This window comes from Candidatus Enterovibrio altilux (genome assembly GCF_002381345.1).
GTDB classification, from domain to species: Bacteria; Pseudomonadota; Gammaproteobacteria; order Enterobacterales; family Vibrionaceae; genus Enterovibrio; species Enterovibrio altilux.
Map to the genome: position 1 here is coordinate 57,329 of NZ_CP020661.1, position 21,723 is coordinate 79,051.

The 21,723-nt window shown below is 36.2% G+C and carries 11 protein-coding genes, 1 tRNA gene and 4 pseudogenes; 8 read left to right on the plus strand and 8 right to left on the minus strand.

Annotated elements, in window-relative coordinates; all coding sequences use genetic code 11:
- Positions 1 to 454 precede the first annotated feature (454 nt).
- Positions 455 to 2,221 (minus strand): GGDEF domain-containing protein, encoded by a 1,767-nt coding sequence (locus BTN50_RS07010; protein WP_223823288.1) that lies wholly within the window; start codon positions 2,219 to 2,221, stop codon positions 455 to 457.
- Between the two features lie 772 nt (positions 2,222 to 2,993).
- On the opposite strand from BTN50_RS07010, the pseudogene BTN50_RS07015 reads away from it, so the two are divergent.
- Positions 2,994 to 3,545: pseudogene (locus tag BTN50_RS07015) on the plus strand (transposase); the annotation flags it as partial.
- A gap of 167 nt (positions 3,546 to 3,712) precedes the next feature.
- Positions 3,713 to 4,048, plus strand: a complete 336-nt coding sequence (maoP, locus tag BTN50_RS07020) for a DUF413 domain-containing protein (RefSeq protein ID WP_096619598.1) — start codon at positions 3,713 to 3,715, stop codon at positions 4,046 to 4,048.
- 372 nt (positions 4,049 to 4,420) lie between these two features.
- On the opposite strand, the pseudogene BTN50_RS10510 reads toward maoP, so the two are convergent.
- Positions 4,421 to 5,056: pseudogene (locus BTN50_RS10510) on the minus strand (transposase).
- A 971-nt stretch (positions 5,057 to 6,027) separates the two neighbouring features.
- Positions 6,028 to 6,103, minus strand: a tRNA-Asn gene (locus BTN50_RS07025).
- 593 nt (positions 6,104 to 6,696) lie between these two features.
- On the opposite strand from BTN50_RS07025, the gene nadE reads away from it, so the two are divergent.
- Complete coding sequence (gene nadE / locus BTN50_RS07030) at positions 6,697 to 7,533, plus strand: ammonia-dependent NAD(+) synthetase (protein ID WP_096619599.1); 837 nt, start codon at positions 6,697 to 6,699, stop codon at positions 7,531 to 7,533.
- A gap of 87 nt (positions 7,534 to 7,620) precedes the next feature.
- Here the strand turns inward: nadE and BTN50_RS07035 are convergent.
- A pseudogene (locus BTN50_RS07035) lies at positions 7,621 to 8,468 on the minus strand (IS5 family transposase).
- A gap of 306 nt (positions 8,469 to 8,774) precedes the next feature.
- Here BTN50_RS07035 and BTN50_RS07040 point away from each other — a divergent pair.
- Positions 8,775 to 8,957, plus strand: coding sequence for a hypothetical protein (locus BTN50_RS07040; protein WP_096619600.1), 183 nt, complete (start codon positions 8,775 to 8,777; stop codon positions 8,955 to 8,957).
- A gap of 347 nt (positions 8,958 to 9,304) precedes the next feature.
- On the opposite strand, the gene BTN50_RS07045 is transcribed toward BTN50_RS07040, so the two are convergent.
- Positions 9,305 to 13,357 carry a hybrid sensor histidine kinase/response regulator gene (locus tag BTN50_RS07045; RefSeq protein WP_235611004.1) on the minus strand — a complete coding sequence of 1,351 codons (4,053 nt, stop codon included), beginning with the start codon at positions 13,355 to 13,357 and terminating at the stop codon, positions 9,305 to 9,307.
- A 527-nt stretch (positions 13,358 to 13,884) separates the two neighbouring features.
- On the opposite strand from BTN50_RS07045, the gene BTN50_RS07050 reads away from it, so the two are divergent.
- On the plus strand, positions 13,885 to 14,424 hold the full coding sequence (locus tag BTN50_RS07050) for a hypothetical protein (protein ID WP_150137325.1): 540 nt from the start codon (positions 13,885 to 13,887) through the stop codon (positions 14,422 to 14,424).
- A 289-nt stretch (positions 14,425 to 14,713) separates the two neighbouring features.
- Here BTN50_RS07050 and BTN50_RS11435 read toward each other — a convergent pair.
- Positions 14,714 to 15,212: pseudogene (locus tag BTN50_RS11435) on the minus strand (transposase); the annotation flags it as partial.
- Between the two features lie 579 nt (positions 15,213 to 15,791).
- Here BTN50_RS11435 and BTN50_RS07055 point away from each other — a divergent pair.
- From BTN50_RS07055 to BTN50_RS07060, 3 genes are all read left to right on the plus strand, one after another.
- Positions 15,792 to 15,983 (plus strand): transposase, encoded by a 192-nt coding sequence (locus BTN50_RS07055; protein ID WP_161492987.1) that lies wholly within the window; start codon positions 15,792 to 15,794, stop codon positions 15,981 to 15,983.
- The gene (locus BTN50_RS10225) at positions 15,955 to 16,131 is read left to right on the plus strand and encodes a hypothetical protein (protein WP_161492988.1); all 177 of its coding nucleotides are present in this window, start codon (positions 15,955 to 15,957) and stop codon (positions 16,129 to 16,131) included. The genes BTN50_RS07055 and BTN50_RS10225 overlap by 29 nt, the downstream gene beginning before the upstream one ends.
- A 916-nt stretch (positions 16,132 to 17,047) precedes the next feature.
- On the plus strand, positions 17,048 to 18,049 hold the full coding sequence (locus BTN50_RS07060) for a D-alanine--D-alanine ligase (RefSeq protein WP_096619603.1): 1,002 nt from the start codon (positions 17,048 to 17,050) through the stop codon (positions 18,047 to 18,049).
- A gap of 404 nt (positions 18,050 to 18,453) precedes the next feature.
- Here BTN50_RS07060 and BTN50_RS10230 read toward each other — a convergent pair whose 3' ends face one another.
- Both BTN50_RS10230 and tkt read right to left on the minus strand, forming a co-directional pair.
- Complete coding sequence (locus BTN50_RS10230; RefSeq protein ID WP_161492989.1) at positions 18,454 to 18,612, minus strand: hypothetical protein; 159 nt, start codon at positions 18,610 to 18,612, stop codon at positions 18,454 to 18,456.
- 534 nt (positions 18,613 to 19,146) lie between these two features.
- Positions 19,147 to 21,141 carry a transketolase gene (gene tkt / locus BTN50_RS07065; RefSeq protein ID WP_096619604.1) on the minus strand — a complete coding sequence of 665 codons (1,995 nt, stop codon included), beginning with the start codon at positions 21,139 to 21,141 and terminating at the stop codon, positions 19,147 to 19,149.
- Positions 21,142 to 21,723 lie beyond the last annotated feature (582 nt).

Below are 21,723 nucleotides of genomic sequence, written 5' to 3' on the forward strand. Positions count from 1 at the left end.
CAAAATGCTTCATATTAAACGAGTGGTTTCACTCATTCCACCAAAAAAAGGGAAGAAGCTCTTTAAAAATGCAATTATCCGCGCAATTTGGTAGTCAGTTGCTAGAAATTATGCGATTCACATTAGCATCAGCAAACAAAATTTTATTATAATACACGCCTTTATCAGGGACGGCAATATTTCAAGTTAAAAAGCTTTGTATATGGGTATTACCTCCAAGGAAAATTTTATTTTTTAAATCAGGGAACTAGATTATCAATCTACGTTTTAAACAGCTAGGCCCACTTAAATATTCAAATCTATGAACAAGCTTCGCTACAAAACAACCAGCTGTAAGCTGTATAATCAAGCTTTAATTAATCGTAGCTCAGGCCTTGTTTCTTAATGCTAATTGATATTTTTTGTCTGAATTCGCATTAAGAAATAAAGCTAAGACATTCCGGAAATAATGCATTTAGAATGGATGAGAAGTGTCTTTTGGCACAATGTCCATCCGCTTAATTTCAGCTCTGTTTCTGCCACTACGTTTAGCATTATAGAGGCGTTGGTCGGCGGTTTCGAGCAGCTGATTTGGTTGTGTGTCACTATCTGGTGCACAAATAACACCACCGATACTAATGGTAATAATTCCGCTATTTCTACTACCCTGATGCGATATACTCAAATCACGCACGGCCTGACAGAGTAGCCATGCCGCTTTTTGTGCCTGCTCATAGTTACAACGTTTTATGAGAAGCGCAAATTCTTCACCACCGAAGCGGGCAATCGACCCTTCCAAGTTGGTTGCCACTTGATTCATTGTACGTGCAACATAAGTAAGGACTTTATCACCCTTCAAATGACCATAAATATCATTATAAGCTTTAAAGTGATCAATGTCGATCATCATGATAGTAAGCACGGACTCCTCCTTTACTGCATCGTACAAGGCGGCGTTAAGCAGTCTCCTAAACGGACGACGATTAAGTAAACGAGTGAGCTCATCCGTCTCAGCTTCAACCCGTAGTCTTTCATTTGCTAAAATTAACTCTTCTTGAAGCTCTGTCATTGCAATATGATCACGTTCCCTAATTGTCAATTCACTGAGCATTGTTGCAAAGCGTTTTAGCAATAGGCTTTTATTCTCATTCCATTGCAAAGAAACTTGTCTTTTAGTGACAACGAAAATACCGAAACTTTTGTGCCCATCAGACAGTGGGAACATTGCGAGGCTATGAATGCCGACTTTTTTGAGAAATGCACGTTCAGTGAGTGCATTACTTTGTAGAGTATCAACATCTACTATTATAGCAGTGTTATGAACTTCCATCAACCAACGCTTCAACTTATACATATCACTGAAATCAATCTCTGGTTCATCGCTGTTTTCTGGAAATGACGCACGATAGATAACTTTATTAAAATCAAGTGACAGCCAAAAGATATGGTCGGCCTTTAGTAAGTTAGCCATTTGCGGCATGCTCAAACGAACATAATGTTCTATATTGGTTTTATGGCCGCTGAGCAACCTTAGCGATAGGTTAGCAAGTAATTTATTAGCGTTATTCTGCCAATCCAGTTCTTGTGTTCGAATACTGACTTCTTCCGCTAGTAAGGTTTTGTGTTGACGAAGAGTTCTTTCTTCCAGTTTCTTTCCAATCAAATCAACACGAACACGCTGGTACAGTGCTTGGATGGATTTTGCTACCTGACCAATCTCATCCTTACTTTTTATTAATGTCTGCGTGATAGCAAACTTCCCAATGTTAGTTAAATCAATTTTATCAACATGTTCGGCGAGTACTTTCATCCTGCTTGTAAAAGTACGTCGAACAATAAAAAGAAGCAGTAAGGCGATAACAATTGCTTCAAGCAGATAAATCAGTGCAACAGAGCTTGCGTTTTCAATTGCAATATCTTCAATGGCTTTAAGATCTAAGAATACTTTGAAAGATCCACTATAATCTTCTGCATCATTCAAGTTATATTGAGTGAAAAAATCAGTCGGTAATAATTGTTTATCTATGTATGCCCATTGTTGACGGTCATCATTGTCGATGAAGAGAACATTGCGGATATATGGCATATTGGCCAGACTTTGCAGCTGCTGATGGATTAATGTCTGATCGTTCTTTTTGATAGCATCTTTAACGACAGAAATCGTACTGTCCATACGTTTTTCTAAAGTACTTTTAGTAGCATCGACAGTATGTGTGTAGTTAATACTTATTTGTACACTCATTGAAAGTAGTGCAAAAAATACGCTAACCCCCAACACTAATATGGTTAGTTGTGTTTGGATGTTGTGACGTAATTTAAAACAGTTTTTCAGCATGCAATAGACTTAACATATTGAATTTTAATTAATATTATTAGTTGAGGAGCTGTTGCATAGTATGTAATCCTTTTAAATATTTTGTAGTTTTTTGTGTTTTTAAATAATGCAAATATTAATTGAACAATGGATGCTGATTTTCTGGATGACCCATGAATTTTATGTAAGTGAAAGAAATAGAATAATCGCTTTATTGTTGTTACATAATAAAAAAGGAAACTATAAAAGCTACTTTTTTGGAAGGGCGTGTGTGTACAAACGCTATAGCACTTACCTGAAGAGGGCCTTCGTATACTGTTCAACTGATGCTCACCTAAGGTCCCCTTGGCGTAAACATATTTCCTACTAACGTTGAGAGTTATGATCAGCGCGAAACGTACAAGCCTAGAAAATGATTCTTTCATCTTCTCTCTCCCAAGTATCGACAATTTTTCAACCATTTACAGTCGGTATTTGAAGTTTACAGCACTTTTAGAGCTTACCTTGACTAGAAATTCATTTAATCGGAGGAGTATGTATCATATGTGCAAATAAAAAGCACTTTAAATGCTGCTGTTATTCTTCTGTATCATATCAAAACGCTTTTGTTTATTATTAATTGGAGCTTTATTTCCTAAATAAGGGAACTGAATGATCAATCTACGCTCTAAACAGCTAGGTCACTTAAATGTTCAGATCTATAAGAAAGCTTTACTACAAAACAACTAACGGGAAGCAGTATAATCAAGCTTTAACCAACAGGGGCTCTCTAACATTCTAGATTAATGCAAAAGCTATTCAGCTATGGAATTAAATTAAGCAGAGTAATGACAGAAAACCTCATTTACTTAGCGACTTAGCAATTACAACGGCCACCATGGTTAAACACGTATTTTTAATACCATTGGGAGATCTGCAAAGATTCATTAATTCTCTTTACAAGCTTGTTCCACTGCCATGGTTATGCTCTCACTATTCATGCATTAGCAAACGAACCAAGACGATTAACATCACACTCAAGATGAAGAATAAAGGAACCATCCAGCACTTACTCATTAATTTAAGAAGGCTCAAAATCTACGGTGAAGGGAAATGGAAAGTAAAAAAGCATGGTACTGATGAAAAACAGCTAGTCTGGCACCAGTTACATTTAGTGGTAAAGATAAATACTCATGAAGGCATTGCTGCTGAGTTCAGTGCATCAAATATAACTGACGGTGAAGTGCTACCTAACTTACTCAAACAGATCCGCTGAAAAATCAATGAAAGATCCGACGATAAAGACTCGACAATACTTTTAATCATAGTTATAAAATAGACTAAGAATTAGATTTATTTATTGTTACATTAAAAATATTTTTCTTTACAGTTGCATAGGTTAGAGATAAATATTATGCAAATATATTAAGGAGTTAAATAATGTTTAGTGGTCAAAAATTTTTTGATGACAAGCATTTTCCAAAAGGTTTTGCCCGGTCCGGTTACTTCACCATCAAGGATGCGCAACTTTTGGAAACCTGTGGGCGTACTATGACGGCGTTGTTCGAAGGCACGATGGTTCCACAAGATGAGGAACAACAAAGGTTTGTTGACGAAATAAACGGTCGTCGTGCTGCTGAGTCTCAATATTCTTTGTGTTGGTTGAAATATCTTAAAGAGATTAACCAGAAGCATGTAGTTTATAACCTTTGTTCAACATCTCGTGGTGGTCCCATGGAAGACTATTTAGAAGCAGAGATTGACGAACAAAGTTAATTTAAGGATTTGATTGTTTACCTATGATAGTCGGTTCAGGCGAGTATGACAGGTTAAAGTGTCTTCAATGCATTATGCATATACTCAAATTAATTTAAAGATGCCGGTTTAAAGCTTATTATTTATAATACGTTAAAGAACATGTAATCACTGATAAAATCACAGTGAAAAATTGTTCAATAGTTTCTTTAACTTCTTTAAAACAACGTTTACTTTAAAAGTAAACGTTGTTTTTTGATTATTCATTTATCATCTTCCAGAACTGTTCTATCGGGTGAATATTTAGGAGTTTAATTTTATCATTCGAGTTCAGATCATAAATTTCAACAGAATTTACTATTAAACAATCACTTTCGTTTTAGGCACACCTAGCTAAGTCAACTTATTTAATGCTTTTATCATGGCGTAAACTTCCTTAATCTAAACATTGTGATTCCTGAAGCTCAATATCTATCCGGAAAGTATTTTGATTCGAAACATTGGCGTTTCTGATAGGGAAGATTTATGGTAATCATCCCTAATTTTTCAATGCTAATTGGAACCGTATAACTTCTGGTAACTGACCGTTAAATTATACGAGTAATTTCGTTTTAAAAAATTATTTTTTAGAGGGATGAGTAGAACTACTTGTTTAATACAAAATGATTTTTGTAAAATTGTCCGGTGTTATAAGCACTATCGGCTGATCTTTCATTGCTTTTCCAGCAAGTTTATTTAAGCAAATTAGGTAGCACTTCACCGTCAGTCACATTTGATGCACTTAACTTAGCAGCAATAATTGCATGCGTATTTATATTTACCGCTACACGTCGCTTATACCAGACTCACCATTTCCCATCAGTACCATGTTTTTTTACTTTCCATTAGCCTTCACAGTAGACTTTGAACCCTGTAGAATCAATGACTAAGTCACTAAATAAACGAGATCTCCCATGATTACTCTGCTTCATTTGATTTCATAGCTAAACATTTTTTATCAATTCAAAATATTAGTGAATCACGATTAATTAAAGTTTGATCATATTACTTCCAGTTAATTGTTTTGTGGCTAAGCTTGTGCATAGGCCTAAATATGTAAGTGAACCTAGCTATTTAGAGCGTAGATTAATAATTTAGTTCTCTGATTTAGGAGATAAAACCTGTCAAAAAACAATATTTCGAATCAAAAAACTTTTCAGAGGGACATTGAGTCTAAAAGACTACGATGCCCAAATTGACGAAATCTTCACAATAATAAAATCGTCAAACAAACAGATAAAGCTAGGTATGCCTAACACGAAAGCGATCATCAAATAGTTAATGATACTGAAATTCGCTATTGAAACTAAAATTAGGGAACCAAGTCCCTAAGCAATACAGTTCACTTAAATATTTAGGTTTATAGGCAAGCTTGACTCCAGAACAACCACTGAGAGCAGTATAATAAGTTTCAATTAATCGAGGCTAACTAGTACTAACATTCTAGATTGATGAAGAAGCCATTCAGCTATGGAACCCCACCAAGTAGGATAACCATGAAAAATTTAATTTATTTAGTAACTTAACCGGTTTTACTATATAAACTCGAATCAGGAAACAAAACCGACAAAATACGTAATATTTTTCTATGCTAAACAAAAACTAAACTTTCCTTCCTCCCGTGAGCACCATATAACAATAGAATGAACGTTCCATTAATTTAGGCATCTAAACTTCATAATTTATTGTATGCACTTTATTTGCTGCTACCTCACCACAATTTTACTGAGCTCATCTCAGATCTGCGCAACTGCTTGAATATCAAGCTTAATCATCTTGATACTCAGCTGCTTTCATCAAAAAAATCTTAATACTTAGTTGTCCAATTATTTGGGTCACTTCAAAAAAGAACATTTCTTCTATTTAATTTTTAAGTAAAATTTAACAGAATCCACTCAAACTTTACAATAAATTACGCTAAAATTTTTAAAAAACCTCACCTTTTGGCAAAGCCTTAAATTTGGCTCCCTCTGCAAGACTTGAACTTGCGACATACGGATTAACAGTCCGCCGTTCTACCAACTGAACTAAGAGGGATTTTTTATTCAAAAATATGTTACCTTTCGAAAACAAGATAATATTAGGCAATGGGCTGAGCGCATGCAAGCACTAATTTATATTCCACGCTACAATTAGTACAAGTGGCTAATAGATGAGCTAATTAACACTATTCTGGGCTTTATTTTTTAAATTAGAGAACTAGATCTTTAATCAGTACTCCATACAGCTAGGCCAACTGAAATATTTAGATCTATGAACAAGATTCGCTGCAAAAGAACTAACTGGAAGCAGTACAATCAAGCTTTAATTAATCATATCTCAGCCTAATACTCGGGAAATGATGTATTATTGGAACCATTTTTAACCAATTAAAACTATTTAAAATTAAACATTATCGGAGCCGTAGTTGTGTCAACTTTATGGTTCACTTGTTGACTGGACTCATAGGGTATTCATTTCGACTAAATCAACAGAGCATCAAGATAACTAAGATTGCTCCATAAGCACTTATGAAAATTTGAGATTAAATTGTTTGCAATGGTTGTTGCTGCAATAATTAATCATTTTTTATGATTAAATTATTACAGCATGGAATTATTGTATAACAACGCAATGAGGAACCCCACGCAATGGAACAAGCTATTCGCGCAAAGATGAAAGTGCTACCGTCAATTGACCCTGAATTTGAGATTCAACGTCGTGTTAACTTCATCAAAAAGCGTCTTAATGATTCTCTTACAACCTCTTTGGTACTGGGTATAAGTGGCGGCTTAGATTCTTCGACATGTGGTCGACTGGCCCAGATTGCTGTTGATCAGTTAAATAAAATTACAGGCTTTAATGACTATCAGTTCATTGCTGTTCGATTACCATATGGCGTGCAAGAAGACGAACATGACGCGCAGTTAGCCTTAAGCTTCATTTGTCCTACCCACTCTGTGAGCGTAAATATCAAAGATGGTGTAGATGGGCTTCATACATCAACGCTTACATCACTTTCCAAGACTAACTTACTATCAACGGGCCATGAAAAAATCGATTTCATTAAAGGCAATGTTAAAGCACGTGCACGTATGGTCGCACAATATGAAATAGCAGGGATTGTTGACGGCTTAGTGTTAGGTACTGACCACTCGGCAGAAAATATCACCGGTTTTTACACCAAATTTGGTGATGGCGCATGCGATTTAGCACCTTTATTTGGTTTAAGTAAACGTCAAGTTCGTCAGCTTGCGGCACATCTGGGTGCACCTGACTTATTAATTGTAAAAACACCCGCTGCTGACTTAGAAGAACTTGCATCACAGAAGTCTGATGAAGATGCATTACAATTAACCTATGACGAGATCGATGATTTCTTAGAAGGTAAACCTGTAGAGGATCGTGTTACTGAACGATTGATTTCTATCTATAAAATTACCCAACATAAACGTCAACCTATCCCAACTATTTATGACGAAGAGTGAGTGTCATACTTTAATTGTTTGAGTCTAACGAAGGACTTGGCCTCCTGATTTAAGTACAAGTAGCAAAGCCCAACACAATTCATTATTTCATTGTGTGCTCACTTTTATTTTAAACATACCTAGTCCTATCAGCGTATTTAACGCTTTTACCATGGGATAAGTTTCGCTAATTGAAGCATTGCGATCTCTTAGGCTGAATGTTCTTCCCAGTAATTTTTTATTTCAAAACATTTCCGTCTCCAAAAGGGAACATTTATTGTAACTATACCTCGTTTTTTACACTAATTTGAACCGTATAAGTGCTGGTAATTACTCGCTAAATTACGCGGATAACTTCGTTCCAAAAATTGCGATTTTTCTTAGTGAGGTGATTGGAACCACTCATTTAATATGAACGACATCGTAAGCTCCATTGCCTGTTATTTCATTGATTTTTCAGTGTATCTGCTTGAATAAATTAGATAGTACTTCACTATCAGTCACATTTGATGCACTAACTCAGCAGCAGTAATTTCATGCGTATTTATATCTACAGCTAAATGTAACTTGTACCAGACTCACTGTTTTCCATCAGTGCCATGCTTTTTTACTGTACATTAGCTTTCACCATAGACTCTGAGCTCTGTAAAATTAATGGCTACGCACTGGGTGATCTCTTTAGTCTTCGTTTTGAGCGCGACATTAACCGTTTTAGCTCGCTTGCAAATGCATAAATCGTAAGGGCATGACAACGGCAGTTGAGCAAATTTGAAAACAACATTAATGAATCTTGGCAAACCTTGCAATGACCTTAAGAATACGCATTTAACCATGAGAGCTATCGTAATGGCTAAATTGTTAAATAAACGAAGCCTCCCATAATTACTCTGATTAATTTGATTCCATATTTGAAAGACTTCTGTCTTAATCAACAATATTAGTGAACCACGATTAATTGAAGCTTAATTACACTGCTTCCAGTCAGTGGTTTTGTGGCTAAATTTGTTCATAGACTTGAACATTTAAGTTAGCGTAGCTGTTTAGAGCATAAATTGATAATGTAGTTCCTTGATTTAGGAAACAAAGTCAAGATGAATGAAAAAATTTAAAAAATATACGTTGATGGGAGATGGCTAGTTTGGGGTAAGTTACATTTAGAGGTAGATGTAAATACGCATGACATTATTGCTGCTGAATTAATGTCATCAGACGTGACTGCCGGTAAAGTGCTACTTTATTTGTTCAAATAGATCCACCGCAGTATGGATGAAATATCAAGTGATGGCACTTATGATATCAGACAATGTTACGAAATCATTCGTATTAAACGAGCGGTTCCACTCACCCTTCTAAGAAAAGGAGCAATTTTCAAAAATGAAGTTATCCACAGAATTGAGCGATCAATTACCAGCATTTCTACGGCTCACATCAGCATTGAAAAATAAAGTGTAGTTATCATACGTGTTCCTTATTAAAAACAGTAATGTTGCGAGTGAAGAAACTCTTCTAAGAGGCATTTAACCTAAGGAATTACAATACTCAGATTAGCGAGGCCTACGCAATGATAAAAGCGTTAAATAAGCTGACAGAGCTAAAGATGCCTACACGGAAGCAATCATCTAATAATTAGTCACAATAGGATTTATTATCCTAACTCAAATTAAAAAACAAACACTCATTGACTTCGTTCACCCAACGTAAGCAATAAGAATCATTCAAAAAAGTTAATATATTATGCTAGGTTTAATTTCATGAATGCATCACTCGTAATTGCGTGTCATTTACGATTCAATTAAAATAATGATGAAGTACTTTCTTCTTCATCATCTTCCAGAGATTCCAGCACAATCTCAAGCTTCTTAGAAGCTATTTCATATTCAAATTTACGAATAGCATTTTCTATGTGTTCCAGATTTACTGCTATATTTTTAGATTTTTTTTTAATTTTTGCAATGAAATCAACGGCTTGCGTATCAAAATTGTTCAATAATATTTGAAGTTGCTCGAGTTCTATACGAAACTCCTTAAAAGTATAACCCATAAAGCTGACTTGAACGGAGCTTTTTTCATTTTGTTTTATTGGGATATACCGTTGGATTTTTAGCAACATACTTTGTATTTTGTCTATTAAAATGACTTCTATTTCGTTTGTACTGCCCGCTTGATCTTCTAAATTACCTGCAAGTACCGCCAATTTTTTTGCAGAGACATTCGCAGCAGCGCCTTTCAATGAGTGTGCAAATAGCGTTACTTCTTTTCGGTTGCCCTCAGCCAAAGCATAACGTATTTGATTAATTGTTCCCAACTGACTGTCAGTAAAAGCTGTCATCACTTTCCAATATGCGGCAGTGTTACCGCCGATACGACGAGTACCTTCATTGGCATCTAGCACTAAAGGGTCTATGTCACTAAAATTTAAGCACGACTGTGTTTCTACTTCTTTTTGCTCGTTAGCTATCACTGCAGTCTTAACTACTTCTTGTGATGCAGACGTCCAACGATAAAGAGCTTTTAACAATTCGTTTACATTTATTGGCTTCGAAACATGATCATTCATGCCTGCTTCTTTACATTGTTGCACGTCACGTTCCATTGCATTTGCTGTCATTGCAACAATCGGTAGCACAGATAATGATTTAATTTTACGAATTTTTTTCGTTGCTGTCACCCCATCCATTATGGGCATTTGCATATCCATTAATACAATATCGTACTGTTTTTTTTGTATCATATACAAAGCTATTTGACCATTATTAGCAACATCTATATTCGGCTGAAATTGCTCCAATATGCCTTTTGCAACTTCCTGATTAATAACATTGTCTTCAACAAGTAAAATATTCAAACCTGTAAAATCATAATTATCAACATCCGAATCTTCAGTGTTACGCAAATTAACTAATTTTAGTTCTTCTTTTCCGAATACTTTCATCAGTGCATTAAACAAAGCAGATGCGTTAATAGGCTTCACTAATATGGCATCAAAAATGCTTTGCATATTATGATTGACAAGATCAGCGTTTTCACCGTAGGCCACCACGAGAATAATCTTCGGTATTTTATCGAGAGGCATCGCTTGAATCTGCATAGTTGCTTCATATCCGTTTATGTCTGGTATTTCCCAAGCCATAACGATGATATCAAAGCCATCAAAATTTTTACTTGCAGTTGCAACCTCATATATAGCCTCTTTACCATTTGAGGCATCTGTAACACGCAAATCAAGATTGTCGAGTAGCTTACACATAATATTTTTAAATGCCGGATTATCATCCACCACTAGCACGCGTTTGTCATGCAAAATGGTGCTTTTAGCTACTTGCTCTTTGATACTATAATCACTGTGTCCACAACGGATGGTAAATGAAAAAGTGGATCCTTGACCTACCTCACTTTTAACCCAAATGCGGCCACCCATCAGCTCAACAAAGCTCTTAGAGATGGTCAAGCCGAGGCCTGTACCACCATACTTTCGGGTAATTGAACCATCAGCTTGTGAAAAGGATTGGAATAAATGCGCCATCTGTTCATCATTCATACCAATACCGCTGTCTTGAATATCAAACTGAATTTCCACCATCTCATCATCATCCATCATTTTTTTTGCACGAATGATAATTGCACCGCTTTCAGTAAATTTCACCGAGTTACCAGTAAGATTTATAATAATTTGACCAAGCCGGAGTGGATCCCCCACTAAATTATTAGGCAAATTGGGATCTATATTGAAGATAAGTTCTAAATCTTTCTCTTTTGCTTTCACGGAAATAATATTTTTGATGTTGTCCAACACTTCGCTAAAACAGAATTCAATATGCTCGACCGTGAGCTTTCCGGCTTCAATCTTCGAAAAATCAAGGATATCATTAATAATACCGAGCAAAGATTTACCAGCTTTTTCTATATTTCCTATATAGTTACGCTGTTTATCATTTAAACTCGTTAATAACGTTAAATGTGACATACTCAAAATAGCATTCATTGGCGTACGGATTTCATGACTCATGTTTGCCAAAAATTCACCTTTTGCTTTACTTGCTTCAGTCGCTTGATCTTTTGCAGAAATAAGGTCAATTTCAAGACGTTTTTGTGTCGTCACATCGACAAACAAACCAACAATTCCCAGTGGTTGTCCATCGCCACCATAATATGTGGCTTCATAAACCGTCATGGTACGAACATCACCATCCGCATTTGCAAGCTTAATGTCATAGACATGAGAACCTGGCTTTTGAAGAAGCAGTTTTTCTTCTTCTTCGAACATAGCTGCTACATCGCCTTTAAACAATTCGCTGGGTGATTTACCCACTATATCCACATAAAACAAGCCAAGAAAATCAGTAAACGCATCATTAACACCAATATAATGACCTGATGTATCACGAAAATATGTGGGATTTGGCATCGCATTGATAATTTGTTGATTCAGCTTTAGTTGTTCTGATATGCGGTGCTCAGCTTCAATTTGAAGCTCTGCATTCATGGTTAATTGAATCCCTACCGCCAGGTCTTCTTGGGCTTCAGTTAACCAATCAATTTCTTTATCAGACAACACACGTACTGATCCAAGTTCTAACACACCCACCATATCATTGTTAACACATAACGGAATGAAATACATTTCCGCCAGTTTCAGAATACCAGCAGGTAAGGTCAGTGAAAACTGTTCATTTTGGTTACGAATACGCAAAAATTCTTTAGACTCAATGATGGCGCGGTGAAATGATACACTTTCAGCTTCCATCACTTTTGTTTGCTCATCAACGCCTACTCCTCCCACTAAATGCAATTTTTCGTTCCGTAATACGTAAATTGCAGAATAGGGAATTTCGAAACGTTGTAAAAAAAAGATGGGAATTCGATTACCAAGATCTTTGGTATCAACACATCCCCGAATAAGATCAGAAAAAACTTTGATTTGGCGGCTAAATTCGAAGCGTTCAGCTATCTCCTCTAACACTTTATTTTGCGCTGTCGCGAGATCTTTTAATTCTCCTTGACTATCCACATCTAGCTTAAATTCAAATTCTTTATTACGAACCTTACTTACGATTGTTCGCCTAATATTATCAAGCGGTTTCAAAAATTGCACCCACAGCAACATGGTTGTAATAGCAACAGTGAAAATCAGTAGGTACGCCATTGACACGGCAATACGATCCATATTGTGTTTATCTTGAATTAATTGCTTAAGCTCTTTTCGCGTACTTTGATCGATAGCATCATAAAAAGCCCCTATTGGTCCCATGATTTTATTTTTTTCATGAATATAATCTGGACTAAATAGCATCTGTTGTACACGTTTAGGGTCAGGGATAACCCGCTCAATACCTCTAGCTGTATGCTTTTTACCCTGCATTAAGTCCATCGCACGTTGCTCGATGGCGATTAACTCTTGAGAACGATACAGTGCTTGTGTGAGAAACGTTAAATGTGCTTCGCTGATACCTACATTGCGTAATCGACTTAACAATGATGGATAATCAGGACGAACTGGCACATCAAGTTGTTGCACCTCATAACTAGGATCAGACATCTGTGCCCAATAGTCAAAATTATACCTTTCTGGCAGAGGTAATTGACCGTCCCGAATGCCTTTTACACGTTCAAATAGATAACTCCAGCGTTTATCAGATGTCACGGCGTAGTTTCGCGCAAACAATGTTAATAAATCAGAACTTTGTTTCAGCTCTATAGCTAACGCATATTGCTGATAGCGCTGTTCATAAATAGTGTTAATATTTTTGCCTAACACTCCAGAATGAAGAACCGCGAAAATGATTGAAATTCCTAAGATGAGAATGAATCCCATAAATGCAAAATACACGTACCGAATTGATCTCATTTTACTTTCACACTCTCATTTTCGTGACATGTATATTATTTCAGCGTAGACTCTAACTTTTAATTAATAAAGTGAGAAGAAGTAAAAGTCTATTAATTGATGTATTTATATTCAAAGAATGTCACTAAGTAGATGGTCAATCATTCATTACTCGTTTCAATTATTGCTAAAAATAAAATATTATTGATAATATATAAAGCTGTATTTTCGAAACAAAGCAACTTAATCATTAACTTGCAACCTAAACAGCTAAGTGAACTTAAATACCTAAATTTATGGTAAAGTCTAGTTACAAAATAAAGCCCTTTGAATGCGTAAATATTTAGGCATATAAGGAAACAATTCGGTATTATTCATAGTAATATCTTTTACATAAATATGATGTGCCAATATTTTTTAAAAATTAAACAACTCATTGAAATTTACCAATGAACTGACTAACCTTGGTCTAACTTTGGTCGCTCCTATATGAATGATATTTATTTGTTTGGGTGATGACTGCAATCACTGCATGCAAGGGCCTCATTATGAGTGCAATATTTTTAACACTTAGCTGCAATGCAAGTGCGTCACTTTTAGAAGCCACTCAAACGGTAATGCGCCTAGGATTTTGGAGTGGTGATGCGTGCACGAATGAAAAACGTTTACCTGAACAAAAATTTTTAGATGCTATAAATACAACAATATCAACCATTCAGTATGAGACAACCGATTGGGGTAATAAATATTATGATATCATTGAATCTGATAATCAAATTTGCTACTTTGATGAAATTAGTATGCACAAATTAAATGATGCAGTTATCTTTGTTCGATGTGCAGAAGAAATGCTTCGAATCCAAGTAGAAAGTACATTTACATGTCAAACAAATGTACTCACTCCGGAAGTTTTATCGGCAATTGGTCAGTTAAAAGTTACAGTACAACAGTTACGTATATCAGTTGAAAGTATCATTAAAGTTGAGCTCAAATTGCAACGCGAAGAGGCAACTGATGAAGCAAGTTTTGATGCATTCGTTGAAACATTACAGGCAATGAAAAAAATAAAAACAACTAGATATCATTAATTTTTTTATTTAGATATATGCTAGGGTTTAGAAGAACAGTCGTGGTAACGAGATCTAATTACTCATTACTTAAATTCTTTGCAAATAGTTTCGAGAAGTTAGTTATGTATTCAACGGATCGAGCGTAGTGTGATGTCTCCATTTTTTATGAAGTAATTATTGTGGTTACTATTGATGTTAAGTATCGTTTGCTGTTAGCAAACCAGTGCAGTTCAAAGGTAGTTAATAGCCAGGATGGGCTTTGTTTCCTCATTCAAATTCAAATGGCTAATTTCAACAGAATGAGCTATTAGACGATCGTTTTAGACATACCTAATCCTACCAATATATTTAACGCTTTTATCATGGTGTAGCTTTCGCCAACCTGGATATTGTAATCTTTTGAGCTCAATGTCTATTCAAGTAATTTTTTAACTCGAAACAGTACCTTTTTTAATAGGGCATACTTATGGTATACATACTTCATTTTCAAAAAATTGCTCTTTTTTAAAGGATGAGTGGAACCACTCATTTAATACGAATGGTTTCGTAACATTCTCTGATGTTGTAAGCTCCATCACCTGCTATTTCATAGATTATGCGGTGAGTCTTTTTGAGCAAATTAGGTAACACTTCACCATAAGTCACATTTGATGCACTCAGTTCAGCAGTAATGATTGCATGTGTATTGACACCTACCGCTACATGTAATTTGTACCAGACTCAACGTTTACCGTCAGTACCATGCTTTTCACATTCCATTCACCTTCACCTTAGACTTGAAGCACTGTAGAGTTAATAGCTAAGTAGCCACATAAATCAAGCCCTCCCACGATTACTCGGCTTAGTTTGATTCCATACTAAATATTTAAGTGAGCCCAGCTGTTTAGAGCGTAGATTGATAATTGAGTTCTTGATTTAGAAAACAGAATTACCACCTATTTGAAGGAACTGTGTTAAGCAAAATACACGGCAACGAGAGTGATCCAGTATCTTCATCATAATACATTCAATTATAAGATGCTAGAAGGGAACCTACACAAATTTAATGCTGACAAACAAAACGATTATACTCGTCGCTATGATGTCTTGAAAGCCCATTTCACTAAGAACACACCCATTTTATTCATTGACACGGCCTTGTTGCCTAAATCAGAGAACTAAATTATCAATCTACGCTCTAAACAACTGGGCTCACTAGCATTCTGGATTGATAAAGAAGCCGTTCAGTTACGGAGTCACACTAACCCGTACAATCGTGGGAGGTTTTCAATCATATAGCTATTTAGCCATGTCTGACAGCTCTCATGGTCAAAACATATTTTTAATGCCATTGAGAGGTCTGCACAGATTCAATAATCTTATTTTTTAAACTTACTCACTTTCCATTGTCATGCTCTCAGTATTTATGCGTTAGCAAACGAGTCAAAACGGTTAACGTCGCGTTCAAGATGAATACTAAAAGAACCATTCAGCATTTAGCCATTGATTTTGCGGGACTCAAAACCTATGGCGAAGACGAATGGCAAGTAAAAAAACATGACAAAGATAGTGAAGTGCCATCTAACTTACTCAAATAAACACACCGCAGCATCAATGAAATATCAGGCGATGGAACTTGGGGCACCAGACAATGTTACGATACCGTTCGTATTAAATGAACGGTTCCACTCATTCCTCCAAGCAAAGGAACGACTTTTGGGGAATGAAGTCATCCGCATAATTTAGCGGTTAGTTACCAGCCGTTATACGGTTCAGATCAACATTGGAAAATGAACTATAATTACCACAAATGTTTTCTATTAAAAACGGTAATGTTTCGAGTCAAAATACTACTGGAAGAGACATCAAGCCTAAGGGGTCACAATACTCAGATTAATGAAAGCTAAGCCATAATAAAAGTGTTAAATAAGATGATCGGGCTAATTATGCCTAAAATAAAAACGATTGTTTCATAGTTAATCCTGTTGAAATTTGCTATCCTAACTCGCATTAAAAATAAAGTCCGTTGACATCTTTCACCCAATGCAAGCGATCAAAATGACGCATAGATGAATACGCAAAAGTAAAATTAAGCCCTCTAAACGACGGAGAGCAGTAGCAGCTTAAGTTTTATTAGCGGCCTAAATTTTTTGAAATACTCTTGGTGATATAATGCGCAATTATGAATACAATAAATAGTAAAAAATAAAGCCTATTTTTTAATAAATTAAAAAAATTATTCATCCATTTATTAATTCCATATTGTTATCTATGGAGCGAAGTAATATTGTTAAACATACAGTCTTAGTTCTAAATGTTGAACCACATTACCTTCCACATTATAGCCCATATCTCAACCTAATAGAATAGCTATGGAAGGTGATGAATGGACAATCAATAAAAAAGGTTTTCCCCAAAACTCAGCGTTACTTCAAAACAAGGCTATTAAATAATTTTTTGCGGTTACTTTTTCAGAGATTGCAAGCTCTTTAATATGTCCTCAATAAATAATAAGTTTCAGGTTCTCAAACCTTCATCTTCAAGTTGATTGAGTATAGGGCTTAAATTGATGATGTAGTTCCCAAGTTTAGAAAACAAATTTATTTTGTTAATAAAATTTAACCATCCCTGAAATACTACTCAAAACGGAGTATGTAAGATTATAAGTCTAATTCAAGTATTACTTCTGTGCGGCGGTGGCAGTGCAGAACATGAAGTTTCCATGGTCTCAGCGAACTATCTCGAATCAGAGCTTCAAAAATTGCTTACAGTCGTTGTAACTCGTGTTGAAATAACAAAAAATGAAGGATGGAAAGATTCAAACGGACAAACTTGTCGCTTAAATTTTGATAAAAGCTTAAACATTGGCAGCGATATTATTGCTATTGATTATGTTGTGCCATGTATCCACGGTTTCCCAGGTGAAACGGGTAATATTCAATCTCTACTTGAATTATTAGGCCTGCCCTTTATGGGTTGTGATGCATCTGCAAGCATTGTTTGTTTTAACAAGATTGCATCAAAACTTTGGTTTGATGCCATTGGCATACCGAACACCCCGTATGTTTTCCTGATCGATAATAACAACGACAGTGTGTTGAAAGCGGAAGAAGCATTCAATCGTTGGGGTACTATTTTTGTGAAGGCATCTTCCCAAGGTTCATCTATTGGATGTTATAAAATCATCGATAAATCAGAAATTAAAAAAGCGGTAGAGAATGCCTTTACCTTCTCAAATCAAGTGTTAGTTGAAAAAGATATGCATCCAAGAGAGTTAGAAATTGCAATATACTATTATAATGGCGAAGTTATAGTGACGAACCCTGGTGAAATCAGCTTTCCAGTTGATTCATTCTACACATATGAAGAAAAATACAGCATAATGAGCCACAGTATAACAACACTAGAACCAGCTAATCTAACAGATATGCAAATTGCAACAATGCGTGAATACGCAAAAAGGGCATTTATGCACTTACGATTGAAAGATTTGTCGCGTATTGACTTTTTTTTGACAGACGACGGAAAAATACTATTAAATGAAATTAATACATTTCCAGGAATGACACCAATTTCAATGTTTCCAAAATTACTAGAACATAATGGACACACATTTATAGATTACCTGGATAGTTGTATCAAGAGTGGGATTCATCAGTATTAAGTCCTCTCCAGTTTGCGTTTGAGTTTATCCATAGACACGTGTTTCACTTTTTAGTTAGCTTTGTTTTCTAATTTAAGTGCAGATAGCCATTCCCAGCATAGTTCACTATTAAACAATCACTTTCGTGTTAAGCATACCTAGTCCTATCAGATTATGGAACACTTTTATTATAGCGTAGATTTCTTTAATTTTAGCATTATGATTTTTTACGCTCAATGTCCCCCCCGAGGAGTTTTTTAATTCGAACCATTTCCGTGCTCTGATAGAGAACGTTTATGGTAACTATACCTCGTTTTTCAGTGCTAATTTAAACCGTATATTTTCTGGCAACTAACCGCTAAATTACACGGATGATCTCGTTTCCAAAAAAGTGCTCCTTTTTTGTGTGAAATTAATGGAACCACTCATTTTATACGAACGGTTTCGTAATATTTTTTAATTTCATAAGCACCATTGGTTAATATTTCATTAATCTTTCGGCAGGTCTGTTTGAATGAGTTAGGTAGCCCTTCACCGTCAGTCACATTTATTGCACTTAATTCAGCAGCAATCATTTCGTGCATATTTATATCTACCGCTAAATGTAGCTTGCTCCAGACTTTCCGTTTTCATCAATACCATGCTTTTTACTTCCCATTCTCCTTCATCATTGGCTTTGAACCTAAAGGATCATGCAACTCAGATTAGTGCAACCGACGCCATGACAGAAGCGTTCAATAAGCTAACAAAGCTAGGTATGCCTAAAACGAAAGTGATTATCTCGTAGTGAATTATGTTAAAATTGTCGATCTGGACTTTAATTAAGTAATAAAGTTTTTATTTACTGATAAAACTAGACTTAACATCAATGGTATCCACAATAATAACTTTAAAAAAATTTATTTTATAAAGTTGAATTAATTTAATACGTATTTTAAAATAATAAGTAACAGTGTTCAGGTAACTTATACATGATGCTATCTCTTGAAATAATCGGAAAAAGAACAACTTTGAACAAGCATAGAAATCAGGTCTTGCAAGTTTCTTGACTACAACATTCAATTTAGTGATTATTCACCAAATAATAACATGTTACCACTACGACAGTGTACAAAAGTTTACTTAACCAGCTCTTTTGATATTTTAATAATGTTTGTAATGGTGAAGCCAAACATTTCGAATAACTCATTGGCTGGTGCAGATTCACCGAACGAATGCATGCCGATAATACGACCATCAAGACCAACATACTTGTACCAAAAATCCGCAATGCCCGCTTCAATTGCAACACGTGCAATTACATCTGAAGGCAGTACTGATTCACGGTAAACCACGTCTTGCTTATCGTACACATCGGTTGCAGGCATAGATACCACGCGTACTTGTTTACCGTCTACCATCAATTGCGCAGCCACTTCTACGGCTAGTTCAATCTCTGAACCAGTTGCAATCAAAATAAGCTCCGGTTTACTTGTGCAATCTTTCAGGATATAACCACCCTTCTCGATATCAGCAACTTGATCCGCAGTACGATCTTGTTGAACCAAATTTTGACGCGAGAAGATTAACGACGTTGGGCCGTCTTTGCGTTCAATAGCCAGTTTCCATGCAACAGCCGATTCAACTTGGTCACATGGACGCCATGTGCTCATGTTTGGTGTTAAACGCAGTGACGCGATCTGTTCAACCGGTTGGTGTGTTGGACCATCTTCACCCAAACCGATTGAATCATGAGTATATACTTGAATGTTCTGAAGTTTCATTAATGCCGCCATTCGCATTGCATTATGTGCGTACTCCATGAACATGAGGAAGGTCGCGCCATAAGGCACGAAACCACCGTGTAGCGCGATACCGTTAATGATAGCAGTCATACCGAACTCACGTACGCCGTAGTGAATGTAGTTGCCTGATGCATCGTCAGCAGTAATAGCTTTTGAGCCAGACCACATAGTCAAGTTTGATGGTGTAAGGTCCGCTGAACCGCCCATTAATTCTGGCAGCATTGCGCCGAATGCTTCCAGTGTATTTTGTGATGCTTTACGTGATGCAATATTTGCTGGATTTGCTTGTAAATCCACAATAATTTGGTTAGCTTTCGCTTCCCATTCAGTTGGCAGGTGACCGTTAAGACGGCGTTTAAACTCAGCTGCAAGCTCAGGGTATGATGCTTCATAAGCTACAAATTTTTCATCCCACATCAATTCCTTTGCTGCACCTGCATCTTTTGCAGACCACGCGGAATAAATGTCTTGTGGTATTTCAAACGGTTCATATTCCCAGCCCAATTGCTTACGGGTTGCGTCAATTTCATCGTTGCCTAATGGAGCGCCGTGACAGCCGTGAGTACCTGCTTTATTTGGTGAACCAAAGCCAATTACGGTTTTAGTACAAATAAGAGTTGGGCGACCTGTTTCCGATTTTGCCGTTTCAATTGCCGTATTAATTGCAATAGCGTCGTGACCATCAACTGAGGGAATCACATGCCAGCCGTACGCTTCAAAACGCTTAGGCGTATCGTCTGTGAACCAGCCTTTAACATGACCATCAATAGAAATACCGTTATCATCCCAAAATACAATTAGTTTACCTAGACTTAACGTACCCGCTAATGAACATGCTTCATGTGAGATACCTTCCATGAGGCAACCGTCACCTAAGAACACATAAGTATTATGGTCGACGACATCGTCACTTCCACGATTAAATTGAGCTGCCAGAGATTTTTCTGCTATTGCCATACCTACTGCATTAGTAATACCCTGACCCAAAGGACCTGTAGTAGTTTCTATGCCTGGGGCGTAACCATATTCAGGATGACCGGGGGTTTTTGAATGCAGTTGACGGAAATTTTTGAGATCTTCGATCGATAAGTCATAACCTGTTAAATGAAGTAAAGAATAGAGCAACATAGAAGCGTGACCATTCGATAAGACAAAGCGATCACGGTCCGCCCATTCAGGGTTTTGTGGGTTATGATTCATGTGATCGCGCCACAAGACTTCAGCAATGTCTGCCATGCCCATGGGGGCGCCTGGATGACCGGAGTTCGCTTTTTGTATGCCATCCATGCTTAATGCTCGGATGGCATTAGCAAGAGTTTTACGTTCCATCTTAAGCTTACCTTGTGTAATTATACTCAAATTTTATAACAATCAACAGAATGATATATGAAATAAAATAGCGGTAATATATTAAAGCTTAATTATACTGCTTCCAGTTAGTTGTTGTGTAGCCAGGATTGTTCATAGACCTGAATGCTTAAATAAGCCTAACTTTTTAGAGTGTCAATTAATAATTTAGTTCCCTAGTTTAAAAAATAAAGCGGGTTACCATAAACCTTACCTAGCAGAGACAGCAATGGTTTGAGTTACAAAACTACTGGGAGGGACATGCAGTCTAAGGGATCACGTAACTCAGATTAGTAAAACCTGCGCCATGATAAAAACGTTAAATAAATTGGAAAGACTAAATATGCCTAAAACGAAAGTGATTGTCTAATAATGGATAATATTGTGATTTACTGTCTGAACTCGGATTAGGAAACAAAGCTAGTTTTTATGACTCAAATAAATAAACAGCAGAATATACTAAAAAATAAAAGATATACGCTACATTTTAATACTAGCTAGTTAGCGATACACTGTATGAACTCAGCTGTAAAATATCAGTTTTTTAATATCTGTTTTTTGCAT